Annotated in this window: 13 protein-coding genes and 2 pseudogenes; 10 read left to right on the top strand and 5 right to left on the bottom strand. The window is 68.9% G+C overall.

The features are described 5' to 3' along the window. Window positions 1-181: 181 nt before the first annotated feature. From ACNPQM_RS21670 to ACNPQM_RS21655, 4 genes are all read left to right on the top strand, one after another. The gene (locus ACNPQM_RS21670; RefSeq protein ID WP_418085354.1) at window positions 182-3,145 is read left to right on the top strand and encodes a lantibiotic dehydratase; all 2,964 of its coding nucleotides are present in this window, start codon (window positions 182-184) and stop codon (window positions 3,143-3,145) included. Beyond that, window positions 3,142-4,410, top strand: coding sequence for a lanthionine synthetase C family protein (locus ACNPQM_RS21665; protein ID WP_418085353.1), 1,269 nt, complete (start codon window positions 3,142-3,144; stop codon window positions 4,408-4,410). Before ACNPQM_RS21670 ends, ACNPQM_RS21665 begins: the two co-directional genes overlap by 4 nt. Before the next feature lie 23 nt (window positions 4,411-4,433). Then, window positions 4,434-6,512 carry a methyltransferase, FxLD system gene (fxlM, locus tag ACNPQM_RS21660; RefSeq protein ID WP_418085352.1) on the top strand — a complete coding sequence of 693 codons (2,079 nt, stop codon included), beginning with the start codon at window positions 4,434-4,436 and terminating at the stop codon, window positions 6,510-6,512. 90 nt (window positions 6,513-6,602) lie between these two features. Next, window positions 6,603-7,712: a hypothetical protein gene (locus tag ACNPQM_RS21655; protein WP_418085351.1), complete on the top strand. Its 1,110-nt coding sequence runs from the start codon at window positions 6,603-6,605 to the stop codon at window positions 7,710-7,712. 295 nt (window positions 7,713-8,007) lie between these two features. On the opposite strand, the gene ACNPQM_RS21650 is transcribed toward ACNPQM_RS21655, so the two are convergent. From ACNPQM_RS21650 to ACNPQM_RS21640, 3 genes and pseudogenes are all read right to left on the bottom strand, one after another. Next, window positions 8,008-8,628 (bottom strand): sugar O-acetyltransferase, encoded by a 621-nt coding sequence (locus ACNPQM_RS21650; RefSeq protein ID WP_418085360.1) that lies wholly within the window; start codon window positions 8,626-8,628, stop codon window positions 8,008-8,010. 33 nt (window positions 8,629-8,661) lie between these two features. Continuing rightward, window positions 8,662-8,979, bottom strand: a pseudogene (locus tag ACNPQM_RS21645) (DUF952 domain-containing protein); the annotation flags it as partial. Between the two features lie 26 nt (window positions 8,980-9,005). After that, a complete protein-coding gene (locus ACNPQM_RS21640) occupies window positions 9,006-9,323 on the bottom strand; it encodes a hypothetical protein (protein WP_418085350.1) in 318 nt (105 codons plus the stop codon). Between ACNPQM_RS21640 and ACNPQM_RS21635 the strand changes: the two genes are divergently transcribed. From ACNPQM_RS21635 to ACNPQM_RS21615, 5 genes are all read left to right on the top strand, one after another. Then, complete coding sequence (locus ACNPQM_RS21635) at window positions 9,301-9,474, top strand: hypothetical protein (protein ID WP_418085349.1); 174 nt, start codon at window positions 9,301-9,303, stop codon at window positions 9,472-9,474. The genes ACNPQM_RS21640 and ACNPQM_RS21635 overlap by 23 nt on opposite strands. Window positions 9,475-9,968: 494 nt before the next feature. Beyond that, window positions 9,969-10,325 carry a hypothetical protein gene (locus ACNPQM_RS21630; protein ID WP_418085348.1) on the top strand — a complete coding sequence of 119 codons (357 nt, stop codon included), beginning with the start codon at window positions 9,969-9,971 and terminating at the stop codon, window positions 10,323-10,325. A 497-nt stretch (window positions 10,326-10,822) separates the two neighbouring features. Next, complete coding sequence (locus ACNPQM_RS21625) at window positions 10,823-11,959, top strand: cell wall protein (protein ID WP_418085347.1); 1,137 nt, start codon at window positions 10,823-10,825, stop codon at window positions 11,957-11,959. A gap of 396 nt (window positions 11,960-12,355) precedes the next feature. Continuing rightward, on the top strand, window positions 12,356-13,171 hold the full coding sequence (locus ACNPQM_RS21620; RefSeq protein ID WP_418085346.1) for a hypothetical protein: 816 nt from the start codon (window positions 12,356-12,358) through the stop codon (window positions 13,169-13,171). Between the two features lie 963 nt (window positions 13,172-14,134). Continuing rightward, window positions 14,135-14,407: a YrhB domain-containing protein gene (locus tag ACNPQM_RS21615; RefSeq protein WP_418085345.1), complete on the top strand. Its 273-nt coding sequence runs from the start codon at window positions 14,135-14,137 to the stop codon at window positions 14,405-14,407. A 9-nt stretch (window positions 14,408-14,416) separates the two neighbouring features. On the opposite strand, the gene ACNPQM_RS21610 is transcribed toward ACNPQM_RS21615, so the two are convergent. Continuing rightward, entirely contained in the window at window positions 14,417-14,896 is a 480-nt protein-coding gene (locus tag ACNPQM_RS21610; RefSeq protein WP_418085344.1) for a hypothetical protein, read from the bottom strand. Window positions 14,897-14,906: 10 nt separating this feature from the next. Here ACNPQM_RS21610 and ACNPQM_RS21605 point away from each other — a divergent pair. Further along, window positions 14,907-15,587 (top strand): annotated as a pseudogene (locus ACNPQM_RS21605) (IS5 family transposase); the annotation flags it as partial. A gap of 21 nt (window positions 15,588-15,608) precedes the next feature. Here the strand turns inward: ACNPQM_RS21605 and ACNPQM_RS21600 are convergent. After that, window positions 15,609-16,208, bottom strand: coding sequence for an SMI1/KNR4 family protein (locus ACNPQM_RS21600; RefSeq protein WP_418085343.1), 600 nt, complete (start codon window positions 16,206-16,208; stop codon window positions 15,609-15,611). Window positions 16,209-16,293 lie beyond the last annotated feature (85 nt).

Genomic DNA, 16,293 nt, shown 5'->3' with positions numbered 1-16,293 from the left:
GTGGCGCAGCGGCACCGACCGCCCTCCCCCTTATCCCACTCGGAGGTCACTGGTGGCCGCTTCGACCACAACGTTCCGAACCAGCACAACCGCTCTCGTGCGCGCCGTTGCGTGCCCCGCCTTCACCGGCCCCGCGACGCCGGATCTCGATGGCCGCTCCCCCGCATCTACGGGGGACCGCATGAGGTGGCTGCGCGAGATCTGGGCCGTCGGCGAAAACGCCGAAGCGCTCGAACACGCCGCGCCGGCGCTGGCCGCGCAAGTCGAGGCCCTGTGCGCCGCCGAGGAGCCCCCCGCGCGCGACGTGCGGCGCGCCGCCCTCTCCATTGCCCGCTACCTCCAGCGGGCCCAGCACCGACCGACTCCTTTCGGTCTGTTTGCCGGTATCGCCACGGCGACGGTCGGCCCCCGCGCGGGGGCGGAGTGGGGCACCCGGCACACCGTTATCGCCCGCGCCGGAGCCGAGTGGCTGGCCAGCATCGTTCAGCGGCTGGAGACCTGCCCTGCTCTGCTCGACCGATTGACCGTCCTCGTCAACAACACAATCAGCGTCCGCGGGGACCGGCTCATCGTGCCGTTCCAGGCAGACAGCCGTGAGGACGGGCCACGCGCCGTCGAGGCGTCCCTGGCCCTGACCGATCCCGTACGGACAGTCCTCACGGGGAGCCGGACACCGATTCAAGTCGATGCACTCGCCGACAAGCTGACCGCAGAGTTTCCCGGGACCGCGCCGGGGCGGGTGCGGCAACTCGTCGAGGGGCTGATCCGGCGCCGCGTACTGCTCACCGAACTGCAGGCGCCCAGCACCGAGACCGACCCCCTCGCATATCTCCTTGATCAGCTCGACGCCGCTGATGCCGGAGCCATCGGCGCCGTCGCGGACACGGTACGAGAACTGCACGCGATCCACGCTGACCTGACTCCATGCGAGACCCCTGCCGCACGGAAGCAGGTAGCCCAGCGGATGAAGACCCTAGTGCCGGGCCTGCGCCGTCACCCTCTCGCGCTGGACCTGCGCCTGGACGCCCGCCTCGCCCTGCCGGAAGCGGTCGCCCGCGAGGCCGAACGCGCCGCCTGGGCCCTCACACGGGTGTGCGCCCGCCCGTATGGCACCGCCGCTTGGGGCGCCTACCACCAAAAGTTCTACGAGCGTTACGGCATCGGCACGATGGTGCCGATCGGGCAGGTCGTCGCGGATAGCGGCACCGGCTTCCCGGACGGGTACCCCGGTGCCCCGGCAGGCCCGCGCCGACCTCAGCTCTCCACCCGGGACGACGCCCTGGTGCGCATCGCGCAGAGTGCGGTACTCGATGGCCGCGACGAAGTTGTCCTCACTGACGAGCTGCTTGCGGACCTGGACGTCGGACCCGAGAGCCCCCGCGTCCCGCCACACCTGGAGATCGGCGTGCGGGTGTACGCGGCCAGTGCGGAGGATTTGGAGCGCGGCCGGTTCCGGCTGGAGGTCGTCAGCGTCTCGCGCGGCGCCGGAGTTTCCTCCGGCCGTTTCCTGAGCGTGTTGGCCCCCGACGACCGCGCGGCCCTGGCGGCGGAGCTGTCCGACCTGCCGGCCGCAGACGCCGGCACCGTCCCGGTGCAGCTCTCGTTCCCGCCCTTGCTGCCCGAGAGCGCTCACGTCACCCGTACCCCGCAGGTTCTGCCCACCCTGCTCAGCGTTGAGGAACACCGTGCTCCGGCCGACCAGGTAATCACGCCCGAGGACCTGGCGGTGGCCTGCGACGGCCGCCGCATGTACCTGACCGCTCCCGCACTCGGCCACCGAGTCGAGCCAGTAGGGATGCACGCACTGAACCTCCAGGACCACACTCCGCCCATGGTGCGGTTCCTCACCGAGCTGTCCCGCGCCCAGTGCGCCCAGGTCACCCTCTTCGACTGGGGCGCCGCCGCGGCGATGCCGTACCTGCCCCGGCTCAGGTACGGCCGCACGGTCCTCGCCCCCGCACGCTGGCGCCTGGTCGCGGCAGATCTCCCCCGGATTGATCGCCCTGCGGCGGACTGGGACGCCGCCCTGGAGGACTGGCGGGCACGGCGGCGGGCACCGCGGCGCGTCTTCCTCGTTGAGGCCGATCGCCATCTCTTCCTCGACCTTGACCAGGCCGGCCACCGAACGCTGCTGCGTCAGCACCTCGACCGTGTGAGTACGGCAGTCCTTCACGAAGCACCGGCCCCGGAGGCGTACGGCTGGTGCGACGGCCGCGCCCACGAGGTCGTTCTGCCGCTCAAGGCGACCCGGACCCCGGGGTGGCCGCCGCTGCCGGCACCTACCGTGGCCCGTACGCTCTCCTCGGCGCAGATGCAGACGCCCGCAGCCTCCTCGGTGCTGCTTGCCGCGGTGTACGGCGACCTGCGCCGACAGGACACCCTCCTGGCGCAGCACCTACCAGGCCTCCTCGAACGCCTTGGCGCACCGCCGTGGTGGTACATCCGCTTCCGCGACCCCGAGCAGCACCTCCGTCTGCGCATCGCTCTGCCCGGCCCCGGCGCGTTCGCCGAGACCGCCGGGAAGGTCGCCGCATGGGCGGAAGAACTACGCACGGCCGGGCTGGTGTCGGACCTGCGGTTCCCCACGTCCTACCGCGAGATGGGCCGGTGGGGCTCCGGTGGCGCGTGGGAGGCCGCCGAGGACGTGTTTCGGGCAGACTCGCGCGCCGTACTCGCCCAGCTCCGCGAGCCGCGGCGCCCACATCAGCGTGTGCTGGTCGTCGCGCACACCGTTGCAATCACCAGTGCGTTCCTCGGCAGCGTCGAGGCCGGTACGCGGTGGCTGATCGACCACGTTCCGGCCGCAGCCCCGAAGCCGGTCCCCCGCGGGCAGTTCACCGACGCCGTACGGCTCGCCGACCCCACTGACGGCTGGGCGGCGCTGCACGCCGAGCCGGGCGGTGCGGCCATCGTCACCGGCTGGGCCGCCCGCGACGTCGCGCTCGCCGCGTACCGGCCGCACCTGCCCGGCCCGGAGACCGACGGCATCGCGATCGACGACGTCCTTACCTCGCTGCTGCACACGCATTTCGTGCGGCACGTCGCCGTGAACTTCCCCGAGGAGGAGGTGTGCCTCTACCTCGCGCGGGCCGCCGCCCTGGCCTGGACCGGCCGCACCGAGAAGAGAAAGGAGACACACCCGTGACCGCTCTCGCTGCCGAGCTATCCACCGCCCTGGCCGACCTCCTGGCCGACCCCGACACCGCCCCGCTGGGCCCCCGCACTGCGGCCGAGGACCGGCAGCACATCGCCTACGGACTTCCGGGAATTGCGCTGCTGCACATCGAGCGTGCCGCGGCCGGACTCGCGCCGTGGCAGCGCGCCCACGACTGGCTCGCCGCCGCTGCCCGGCAGCCGTTCACCAGCGGGGCCGACAGCCACCCTTTCTACGGGGCGCCCGCCCTCGCCCAGGTCCTCGCCTGCGCCGCCGACCACCTGCCCGGCTCCTACGAGCGCGCCCTCAGCACGTTGGATGAACAGATCGCCCGGGACGTCCTGCGGCGCCTTACGGCCGCGCACCGTCGCCTTGACGCGGGACAACTCCCCGAGATCGCAGAGTTCGACACGATCCGGGGTCTGTCCGGCTACGGCGCCTACCTCCTGCGCCGCAACCCGGACAGCGCCGCGGTACGCACGGTCCTCGACTACTGCGTACGCCTCACCGAGCCGATCACCCACGACGGCGAGACCCTGCCGGGCTGGTGGACCCTGACGGCACCCACGGGCCGGCCGGACACTGACCGGTTCCCCGACGGGCACGCCAACTCGGGCATGTCACACGGCATCGGCGGCGTCCTCGCCTTTCTGGCCCTCGCCGCCCGGCACGACACCGTCGTCGACGGACACCACGACGCGATGCGCACCATCCTTGCGTGGCTCGACCGCTGGCAGGAGGAGAGCGGCCACGGCCCGGCCTGGCCGTACTGGGTCACCCGGGCCGAACTTCGCGACGGCAGACTCGCCCCGTCCACGCCGCGGCGACCGTCGTGGTGCTACGGCACCGCAGGCCTGGCCCGCGCTCAGCAGCTCGCCGCCCTCGCCCTGGGCGACACCACCCGTCGCATCGACGCGGAGAACGCGCTCGTAGCCGCCCTCACCGACTCCGCACAGCTCAAGGCCACCACGGACAACGGCCTGTGCCACGGATTCGCCGGCCTCGCCCACATCGCCGCCCGGACCGCCGACGACGCACACCCCTCAACCGTCGGACAGCTCCAGGCCGTCATCCCGGCGCTCCTCGCCACGATCTGCCCACCCGGCACCGACCCGGCACCCGCCGCGGCCATCGTGGCGAACGAAGCCGGACCAGGGTTCCTCGACGGCGTCGCGGGCATCGCCCTGGCACTCCTGGCGCCCGCCACCATTACGCCGCCCCGCACCGCATGGGACGCCTGCCTCCTCATTGCCTGACCACCGCCGATCGAAGGACCGTCATGCCCCCGGACTGGCACCAGCACAACGTCGTCTTCGCCGACCGCGAGAGCGCCCAGCGCTCCATTACCGAACGTCTCGGCCCCGCGCTGTTCGCAGCCAAGGAAGCCGGGCAGATCACCGGCTGGTGGTTTATGAACAAGCAGCCCTGGCCGCTCCGCTACCAGGCGCACGAACCGTCCCCACTCGTCGAGCGGCTCCTGGACGAGCTCGTCGGCGACGGAACCGTCCGCTCCTGGCTGCCTGGCATCTACGAGCCCGAGACGGTCGCCTTCGGTGGCCGGTACGCCATGGAAACGGCGCACGAGCTGTTTCACGCCGACAGCCGTCACCTGCTCACCTACCTGCCCGGCCCGGGGCGCCTCGGTCGCCGGGAGACTGCTGTTCTCCTGGCGAGCGCGATGATGCGGGCCGCCGGTCTGGACTGGTTCGAGCAGGGTGACGTCTGGGCGAAGTACGCCGCCCTGCGCCCGGCCGTCGGACCGATCCCCCCGGAGAGGACCTCCGCTCTGGTCCCTGCGATGCGCACGCTGATGACCGCCAGTACCCCGACTCTGTGCCGCCCCGGGGGTCCGCTCGCCGGACATACCCCATGGGTGGCCGCCTTCGAGCGGACCGGCGCGGCCCTTGCCGACCTCGCCACGGGTGGAGGAATCACCCGCGGACTCCGCGCCGTTCTCGCGCACCACATTCTCTTCCACGCCAACCGTGCCGGCCTCTCTCCAGAGGAGCAGCACGCCCTGTCACACATCGCGAAAGAGGCAGTCATGGGATCGAGTGAAAACACCCCTTCATCAGCCGGAACGCCGCCCACAGTCGATAGCGTCAGCGCAGTGAACACCGATACCCTCACCACTTCCGAGGCCGCGGCCACACGGCTCCGCAACGCCCTGGTGGACCAGGTCAAGGCCAACGGGCAGGCCCGCACCCCCGCCGTCGAGGCCGCCCTGCGCACCGTGCCCCGGCACCTCTTCGTGCCCGGCGCAACGCTCGAGGCCGCCTATGCCAACAACGTGGTGGACGTCAAGCACGACGCTGACGGCTCGTCGATCTCCTGCGCCTCCCAGCCGGGCATTGTCGCCCTCATGCTGGACCAGCTCGAAGCCCAGCCGGGCGAGCGGATTCTCGAACTCGGTGCCGGTACCGGGTACAACGCTGCTCTGATCGCCCACCTCGTCGGCGAGAGCGGCCACGTCACGACCATCGACGTCGACGACGACCTGGTCGAGGGAGCCCGCGCGCACCTTGCCGCGGCCGGTTTCACCAACGTGGAGGCGGTCACCCGTGACGGCGCCCTCGGGCACGCCGAGGGGGCTCCGTACGACCGGATCATCGCCGCCGTCGGCGCGTACGGCATCCCCCACGCCTGGCTCGAGCAGCTCGCCCCCGGCGGCCGGCTCGTGGCCCCACAGCGGCTCAAGGGCAGCGTCTCCCGCTCCATCGCCTACGAGCAGCACGACGGCCGGTGGGTGTCCCTCGGCAGCGAAATGAACACCTTCATGCCACTGCGCCGAGGCATCGCCGACGACGACCGCCGCGACATCCCGCTCAGCACGGACGGCACCGTACGGCTCCACGCACCGGCGGCACAGAACATCGACGCCGACGCCCTGGCCGGAGTGCTGGAGCAGCCGCGCACCGAGGAGTGGACCGGCATGATGGTCCGCGCCATGGAGTCGCCGGAGTGGATGGAGCTGTTCGTCTCCTGCACCATGCCGTCCGGCCTGGTCCGTATGCACTTCCCGCAGGCCGCCAAGGGCACCCTGCTGACCGAGGACCCCTACCCCTCATCAACCGCAGCCGTCGACAAGGGCGCCATCACCTACCTCGCCCGCCGCCTGTCCGACCAGAAGACGCCCGAGGGCGGCAAGCTCTGGGAGTTCGGCGTCATCGGCCACGGCCCCGGCAGCGACGAACTGGCCGCGAAGGTCGCCGACGCCATCCGCACCTGGGACCGCGAGTACCGCGGACGGGAAGCCACCTTCGAACTGCAATCTCTCGACGCCCCCGCCGTCGAGGAGCGCCCCGGCCGGTTCGTCATCGACAACCCCCTGAACCGGATCATCGTCGACTGGCAGTGACACCCCACCCCAACGGTCGGTGCCCGTCGGCCACACACCGGCGGGCACCCACGTTTCCGCACCTCTCTACTCTCGCCCCCGGGGGAAACCATGGACTCGCACGGACCCATAGCCCAGCGCTTCCCGCTCGTCGCACGCTTCCGGCCCGCCTGCCTGCCGCTGCCCACGCGCGTGCACGCTCTCACTGAACTGGCTGACAACGCCGCCGACAAGGCAGACCAGGGCCTGGCCTCCGCGGTCTACAACCAGGCCGCCCTCGTCGCCTCCGACCTCAACGTGCCCGAGCTGGCCCGCGAGATGTGCCATCAGCACGCCGCCGCCTACCTCCACGCCTGCCCCCTGCCGGGTATGACCGCAATCCGGGCCCTCGAACCGGTCGTCAACCTCGCGCGCCTCCAGATCCGCGCCGGACACGCCGACGACGGCCGCCAACGCCTACTCGCCCTGTACGACGCCGTCAGCACCGGAGCCGCCGCCCAGTTCGAGGGCATCGCCGTACCGGCCGACCTCACCGCGAGTACCGAGGACCGCCAAGAGGTCCGCGCCTGGTTGTGGCGGGTCCTCCTCGCCGACGGGACACGAACCCTGACGACTGCCGGCCGTTGGGCCGAAGCGCTCGCCCACATCGAGAAACACCGCGGCGTCGGGCACAGAATGTTCGACGGCCGCCAGGTCGCCGTCCTCGCCGCTCTCACCGCAGGTGACACCCCCGCCGCCGAGGAACTCCTGGCCCACACGGAGCCCGGGGAGCCGTGGGAGGACGCCGTCACGTGCTGCCTGACCGTCCTGTGCCGCCGGGCCGCCAGCCGACCGTTCCACCACCACCTGCAGGGCCTGGCGGCCACCTACCTCGTCCGCGCGGACGAGCAGGGCATGACCGTCTTCAATACCCGGCTCGGTCTCACGGTGCTGGACGTGGTCGCCTCCCCCGATGACCCGGCCACGCGCCGGGTGGTCTCGGAGCTTCACCGCCGGGCGAAAGAGACGACCGACGGGTACGCCGCCCGGGAGATCCTTGCGCACCCCTTGTTGACCACCCTCGCGACCGATCGGGAGGAGCAGGACTGTCGTGACATCCTCCGTGCCTGCGCGCTCGGCGCGGGCGCATTCCCCGCCGATCTGCACGACGAGGTGAAGGCCGCTTTGCGCATCAGCGACCGCGTCATCCGGAACAGCGTCGCAGCCCCGACAGGACGGTAGACAGTGATCGTCCCGTTCACCGTCGCGCTGCTGAAGCGGCCAGCCTGGTAATCCTCTTGGGTGGCGCCAGCAGGATCGGCGAAGACGAGGCTCCAGTGCTCCCGCACGAGTCGGGCCTTGAGTAGCAATTCGGCTGCAGCGTGCATATGCAGGACCGCGTACTTCAGGTCACAGTCCCCCGGTGGAGTCTCCCCCTCTGTGAGATGGCTGACGGCGCTGAGCAGGTAGTCCATCCCGTTTCGGACCGGCGCGAAGTCGATCTCAGGGTTCTGCCTGCGCCTTGCCTGCTGCGACATCACTGGTTTCCTGCCTCTCGGGCGAGTTCGCCGCTCTCCTCGACCCGCTTGTAGACCGGCGGCGGGCTCGGGCGGTCCTTCGGCTCGTCGAGGGCGCGGAGCACGCGCGCCGGGTTGCCGACGGCGATCACGTCCGGCGGCAGGTCGCGGGTGACGACGGACCCCGCACCGACCACGGTGTTCGCACCGATGGTGACGCCGGGGCAGACGATGACTCCGCCGCCCAGCCACACGTTGTCGCCGATGGTGATGGGCCGCGCCGCCTCCCATTTGGCGCGGCGCTGCTCGGGGTCCAGCGGGTGGGTCGGCGTGAGCAGCTGGACGTTCGGCCCGATCTGCACGTCCTCACCGATGCGGATGGGCGCGACGTCCAGCATCACGGCGCCGCAGTTCACGAACGTCCGCGCGCCGATGCTGATGTACCGCCCGTAGTCGACGTGGAGCGGCGGCCGCACGACGACGTCCTCGCCGACCTCGCCGATCAGTTCGCGCAGCAGGGCGTGGCGGGCGGGCAGGTCGGTGACGCTGACCGCGTTGTACCGCTCGCCGAGGTCGGCGGCGCGCAACGCATCCGCCTCCAGCTCCGGATCGTCCGCGAGGTAGAGGTCACCGGCGAGCATCCGCTCCTTGTGGCTGCGGTTCTCGGGGCGTGGCCAGTCCCGCACCTCCCGCACCGCGCCCACCGGCAATGGCCCGTACAGATGCGGGAACTCCTCCCCGCGCGGCCCCACCGGCTCCACCCGCACCGGCGCCGCGAGCCGGTCCGCATCGACGACGAGCACGACCAGCTCACCGGGCGCCGGCTCCGTGCCGTAGAGCAGTTCGGCGACGGCGCGCAGCTGGTGCGGGAAGGAGAGGTGGATGAACCCGACCTCCGGGAGCGTCTTGCCCCGGGTCGACATCTCGTACGTGCCGGAGGCCTGGGCGCTCTCCCACAGGGCGCGCTCGGTGATGTGCAGCAGCTCGATCATGGGCCCAACCTACGGGCCGGGCCGCGCTAACGGTTCCTGAGGTAGCGGCGGACGATCACACCGTTCTTGAAGGAGCGGCTCTCCTCCAGGGCGAAATCCTTCATGGCGTACGCCTCGCCGCTGAACATCGGCATCCCCGCGCCGAAGATCACCGGGTAGGTCTTGAGCACGAGTTCGTCGATCTCGTCGACGTTCGAGCCGCGCTGGTGGACCTTGATCTCATCCAGCACCCCTTTCACCTCAAGGCTCGGCAGCACGCTGTCGGCGAGCTGCGTCTCGGCCACCGTGCGCGCCCCGATGGCCGCGGCGAAGACTACATGCGTGCCGCACTCGGCCAGCACCACCAGCCGCACCCGCGGAAACGCGCTCCTCGGCCCGCTGCCCAGCAAGGCCGCTGTGGACCAATGCCTGCCGGGCAGGCGCCAGGAGCACGGGAGCCTGTTCGCGATCTGGGAGCAGATCACCGGCACCGCCGGCCCACCCGCCACGGCCTGAGTGCGGAGCCGGAACCCGACTCCAGCACGCCCCGACGCCTCGCCAAGCGCCAACACCCTCGACAACGTGACAACGCCCCCACCAGCCTTGCCGCTCACCTTCAACGGATTTCTGGAGGACACGAACGGGCCCCGGACAACCTTGGGATGAGCTGGCTATCTGATGACAAGTCCGATCAACGACACGATTTCCCAGGAGGTAGGCGAGTGGTGAGTTCAACCGATAGGCTGCGCCTGGCGCCAGACGACCACTCAGAATTGGGATCGGCCGGACGGGGTCACTAAGACAACAGGAAAGCCCCCGCAGTACTCCAGATGTTTGCCGCATCTGGTGCGGGGGCCGACCGACACCACACTCTCCAAAGAAGGTGCCAGTTCTATGGCGAAGCGTACCCGGACACTCGGGCTATCAGACAGTGGGACCCAGCAGTCCGCCGTGAAGATCACACCGGCGACGCACCGCACTGGCCCTGTCACCACTACCCACGCCACGCGATGAGCAGCCCGGCCGAGCAGTCCTCGGCCCTGACCGTCGACGCGACCGCTCACCGGCACAGCCGCAGGTCACCGTCAGAGGACCTCTGCAAGTTCCGCGGCTCGCTCGCGGAGCGCTGCCCTGCATGGCTGGAGTACCGCACCAAGAAGACCTTCCGAGTTGAGGGCTGGGAGAACAACGGCTGGACGATGACGTCCGACACCACGCCCCTCCCCCGAGGCCGAGTTGCGCGTGCAACAGCTCAAGGCCCGCTTCCCCAGTTCCCGATGCGAGTTGTCGCTGAGACGACCAGCTACATGGTCATGCGCACCGCATCGGCACAGACCTCACCCAGCGAGGGAGATCAGGTGACATAGCGACGTTCTGAGCGGGAGGTCCTGGGCCCCTTGGCGGGGGCACTTCCTCTACCGCCGGCCGCTGGTGTTGGCGCACCGTGCGCGGCCACTTCATACGGCTCGGTTTGGCGACCGAGCTAAGGCCCGAACTCTCAGATCCGGTTTGGCGACCGGGCCCGAGGCTTCGAGCGACCTACAGGTTCTGACGGAACCACTACGAAGACCCCACCGGGGTTTTCGCGTACGTCCACAACAAAGATGAGGACGGGTACATAGTGCAGCACGGCGCACCCGCTTGTCAGCTTCCGCGCGCCCGGATGGGCGATTCGCGGCAAAAGTCACCCACCATCGGCGGCATCCCGCGCCAGCAAACGTCTGGCGACACGATCACCCCGCACGCCGTACTCGAACGTACGCGCGAGCACAGTGCGAAACAGGTCACCCTGGTTCGCGGTGCCGCGCAGGAGGTCGCTCACACCGCATCGCGCCGGAGCGGCCCGCGTCGGTGGCTTCGCGCCGTGGAATGGCTGATCTCAGCCGGCCTGCACCCGCGGGCGAACGCCACCACGCTCGCCGTCGCACGGGACTTGGGGGCGCGCATGGACTACGACACCGGTCATGCCCGGTACTGCCTTGACAGGACCGCGGCACGACTCGACACGTCCCGTGCCACCGTGAAGCGACACGTCGCCTACCTCCGTGAGCTGGGCGCCCTCGCCTGGGTTCAGCACGGCACCCGTACGAATATCCGCCGGGCCCTCGGTCTGGGCGGGTACGCGGGCACCGCCACCATCTACGCCGCGGTCATCCCGTCCGCCTACGACGACGCCCTCGGCCACCGCATCATCGGCACCGGGTACACCGCACGAGTCGTCGTCGACTACCGACAGATGCCCGACGCGCACACCCTGGGCACCACGACCGCCCCTGTGGACAACGCTTCTTCGGACCCCGTGGACAACCCGGCTGAACGATCTTGTGAGCCCCCTTCCCTTACCTCAGCTGATGAAGAGAGTCAGGTTCAGATGGAGGGGGGTTTTAACTACACCCCGCACGCGGGCCGTCGAACCGCATCACTCCCCCACCAGACCAGCAACAACGCCAACAGGCACAAGCGTCGTACACCCCTGCAAGCAGCGCGAGAGATCCAGGAGACCCACCGCGTACGGGCCCTGGTGAACTGGACGCAGACAGAGAGGCTTCGCCGCCTCGCGTACGTCCTGCGACCGTTCTTCGACCGCGGACTCGACAGCACCCAAATTGCCGCCGAGCTCAACGGGATGTGCCTCGGCTGGCGCCCTCAGCAGCCCGCCAATTACATCCGCGCCGCGCTCCTCAACCAGGCCCAGCACGAAGCCGAACTCGCCACCCATGAGCAAGCCCTGACCAATGCCGCCGACCCCATGGCCAACCCGGAATGGCGCGCCTGGACTGAGCAGCAACACGTGAGGGCACAATTGGCGGCCGCCGCGGCCGGGCTCCGTACCGACGACGACCGTCGCGCTGCCCGCGCTGACTGGAACAACTGGCCCGAGGTAGCCGACCACTACACGGAGGACGCCGACGACGCCCTCGATCTGTATGGAGCCCGCCTGTGCGCCTACGCGGTCAAGCAGTCCGCCCGCGCCGAGGAACGACAGGGGGCATGGGTGTGACCTGCCCCGACAAGATCGCCATGGACCTCACGCCAGCCTGGGAATCCGTCTTCGCTGGGCACACGGTCCGCCCTTTGTGGCTCCCCCGCCTACGCCGCACAACTCCGTCTCCTTGGCGAGCAGCTCGCCAGGCAGATCAACGGCAAAGCCGACCACGAAGTCATCCACGCCATCCAGGCCTGCCAGTCGGTGCCGTCGCGACGGCACCTGTGATCCGACTGTCGACGTTCAAGTATTTCCCCATGCCGGGCGGGTTGGACATCACGTAATTCGCCACCCTCACGATCACCTCTCCTCATGGGAAAGCCGGAGGCGGAGCCGTCCAGTCGTTCCCGGTTCGAGCCCCTGCTCATGCGTGGATCGGGTCTTGACCAGCAACAGTAAGCTGCACCGATCATGAGCACGCACGCCATCCCCGAGCGTCTGCCGGATGACGCTGCCGGCACCGACCTTCGCGAAGCATGGCGGACTGGTCGAGTCTTCGGCCCGCCGATCCGGCGGACCTTCCGCGATGTCATCGCTGACCGTCTGCCAGGCCCGCAACCGCCGCAGGCGGCGATGCTGTTCGAACCCTCGGCGGACCCGCACTGGGCCAACGACATTTTCTTCCTCGGCGACTTCTACAACGCGATCCTCCACCAGGACACCTGCCAGCCGCACACCGCCGACGGCGTCGCCTTGCTCACGGCCCTGGCCGTCGACGACCGAATACCTCCCCAGCACCGCTTCCAGACCGTGGTCTTGCTGTTCCACATCGCCACCGTCGCAGACCGCCACCTCGCGCGGTGCTGGCCGGACACACCGCCACATGCCGATCCCGGCAGTGAGGACCGGGCCCGGGAAGCCGTCCGGTCCTGCACTCCGGACCTGCTGGCCCGATGGGCGGTCGAGTGCCCATCGGTCCGACTGGCACTGGCCGGCCTCGCCGTGGTCTTCCCGACGGACCGTACGCTGCCCGCGCTGACCCCACGGCTTCAAGGCTTCGCCGACCAGCACCGTCAGGGCACTGACATTGGCGACTACGTACGATTCGCCCTGGTTCTGGCCGCTCGCGACGACCACCACACCCTCACCGCAGTCGAGACGCTCACGGACGCCTACTGGAAGGGCACCACACGCAGAGCACCCACACGCGCACGAGCACTCCACCTGCTCGGCCAAATGCTGACCACAGTCGGAGACAACCTCACACGGTCAGCCCCTGGGGAATAACGTGACCGCGACCCCGGGGATTTACGTGAACGTCCAAACCGGCCCGGCGCAGCGCCCGCAGCCAACCCCGACTCCGGTGAAGACATGCGACACCGCATCCCCCGTTTAACAGACCACGCTCGCCGCGATCCTCCGGAAGATGCCAGGAGCCGTCAACCCCCGAGTCGTGGAGGCGTTGAAGCGGTAGATCCTCGCCAGGGCCCGCGACCTCAAAGGGGCGTTCACCGAAGCCGCCGTCGCCCGCCAGGAGCTCGAGGAAGTCGCAGCCAAGGAGAGCCCCGACCCGTTGCTGGCGAGCATCCGGGGCGCCATTGCCTACAAGCACCGCGGCACCAACCAACCTGGCCGCCGCGTCCCCGATGTCACATGACCCCACCCATCTGCTCTCCCGCAGTCCGAACGAACGGAGCCCGTCATGCCTCAACTCCCCTGCCAGCCGCAAGCCTTAGACCGTGACAACGCTGGTCAGCGCCCGAAGCCGCAGTACCAGGGACTGTTCCTGGAGCCGAAGCTGACAATCAAGCCCGTTGAGGACGTTGAGGACCTGATTGAGGACCAGCGATGCAGTATTACGGCGTAATACTGGGCGGCAGCGCAGGGGAGTGGTCGGATCCAGGACGCCGGCGACTCCGGTTATTACGGCGTAATACCGAGCCGGGTGACGTCGGCTCACGTTCAGGCCCAGATATCTGCAGGCATCGTGTGCGATCCGAACTTCGTTTCTGGGCGCAGGCTTCGCCGTTCTGGTTGAGGATGACCGCGCCGACCGCCCAGACCGCACCGGGCGCGAGAACGGGCACCTCGTCGTCATGACCCACAGCGGATGAACGGTTGCCTGCCAGCGTAGGCCGGGAACTTCCGCGGTCAGCCCCGTTCGATGCTCGGAGCAGCATCCGGCCCGGCACATGATCGCCCTGACAGATCCCAGGGTGCCCCGCGGATCAGCTGACGTATGGGAGACACATGTTGGAACGAGCAGAAGCCCTGAGGCTCGCGGTTTCATTTCTGGAGCGCAGCCAGAGCGACGACGAACCGCCCCTTGCCATCGATGCAGAACGGGTACGGGAGAGCAACGGGCTCCTGATCGCCCCCTACAACTCCGTTCGCTACCTCGCCTCACGCGATGAGAGGCAACAGCTGCTGGATTGCTGGCCCATCCTTGTGGACCTTGACAGCGCAAACGTGCGGTTCGGCACGCTCGACGAGCGGCATCTCTGGAGGTACCCGTCCACCTGAGCACCGCTCTCAAGGTCGTTTGCTCAGGATGCAGTACTCGGCGTTGTCCAGGCTCATGTAGACCCATAGCTTGGGAGAGTCGGCTGTCCCGCCCGCCTCGTAATCGGCGAACCATTTGGTGAGCTCGATTCGAATGGTCGTGACCGGCCCGGGATCTCCTGCATGTGTCCAGGTGGAGATGTCCCATGTCCCTGTTCCGGTCATGGCGGGAGACTCCGCGTCACGCACGATGTCGTCGTCCCCGGACGTCAGGTAGTCGCCGCAGACGTCAGTGGCAGTAAAGCTTCCGTCCGTGGCGAAGGTGAGGCGTCCGTGCGCCTCGTCCCGCCAGGTTCCGATCAGTTCCTCAGGCGACAGGGTCCGAGGCGGACCGGGCGGTGGCGGGGCGGGATTGAGGAAGATGCCGCATCCCGACAACAGTGTTCCCAGCGTTGCGCAGGTCAGCACGGCCCCGAGCGCCGCGTGCGTCCCGATGTTCATGCCTCTCATGTGCAGCCCCCTGTTCCGCCGCTGGCAGCGCGACGGCACCTGGAAGCGAATCTTCGAGCAACTGCAGGCCGAAGCCGACGCGCAGGGCCTGATCACGTGGGATCAGTGTGGACTCCACCATCGCCCAAGCCCACCAGCACGCGGCTGGGGCGCGGAAAAAGGGGGCACTTCAGAAGGAGACGCCCGGTGGCTTCGACACCGAGCCCCAGGACCACGGCCTCGGACGTTCGCGGGGCGTGCTGACCACCAAGTTGCACCTTGCCGTTCAGCACGGACAGAAGCCGCTGTCGCTGCTCATCACCGCCGGCCAGCGGTACGACAGCCCGCAATTCCAGCCAGTTCTGGAGGCTATCCGGGTGTCTCACCCTGGTCCGGGCTGGCTACGGACCCGGCCGACAAGGTCCGAGCCGATAAGGCCTACGGCTCTCGCGAGAACCGCGAGTACCTGCGCAGGCGCGGCATTGCCTGCACGATTCCAGAGAAGGCCGACCAGATCCACAACCGCCAGAGGCGCGACTCGGCCGGTGGCCGGCCACCGAAGTTCGACAAGACCGACTACCGCGAGCGCCACGCGGTCGAGTGCGGGATCAACCGGCTTAAGAGGCATCGGGCCGTGGCCACGAGATACGACAAGCTGGCTGTCCGCTACGAAGCGACGGTGCTGGTTGCAGCCATCAGCGAGTGGCTGTGACCAGCGATCTCGCGATGGCCCCTACTGGTCAGTTGGTCGTGGCTCACCGGAGTAGGGGTCCAACCCCGCCTTCCAGCGTCGTTGTTCCTCGAGCCAGTGCACGTAGCGCGGGGAGGTGTCGCGAAGGCCGATACTGAGTGGGTAGGGGTCGTACTCGTCCAGGAGTAGCTTGTGGAGGAATTCGACCATGCCGCAGGCGAAAAGGGTGAAGTCATCGCGGGTGTGACGGCCGCAGACCAGGACAGGCCACCGGTCAGGGTCGGGATCGGTGGTCAGCCAGCACAGGATGTCGGGGCCGGAGGTGATGCCCCAGGCGAGGATATGGTCCGGGTCGATGTCGAGGCCTTCCTGGCCGCCCAGCATCTCCCATTTGTAGCGGGCGTTCTCCGTCTCCTCCTCGAAGGTCCCGGGGTCCCACTGGATGTACTCCCTCGGCAAGGGCATCAGGATGCCAACTTCATCGAACGAGCCGGCGCCGTAGACCGACATGAAGGCTATGTAGTCACGCGGGAACCGCGTGCCCCATCGTGCCTCGGCCGCCGACCAGTCGATCTCCTCGTCCACACCCAGGTCCGGAGGCAAGACCTTGGCCAGTGCTGCGATACCCGTCAGGTCTTCCACAGCAATCCCTTCAATCAGGTCGCCGAGAGCCTACGAGGCCGCACTGACAACTATCACGGCAGGGTCAGATGCGCTTGCCGACTGT

This window comes from Streptomyces sp. NPDC056231, assembly GCF_048270745.1.
GTDB lineage: Bacteria > Actinomycetota > Actinomycetes > Streptomycetales > Streptomycetaceae > Streptomyces.
This window is presented reverse-complemented; position numbering and strand designations above follow the sequence as displayed.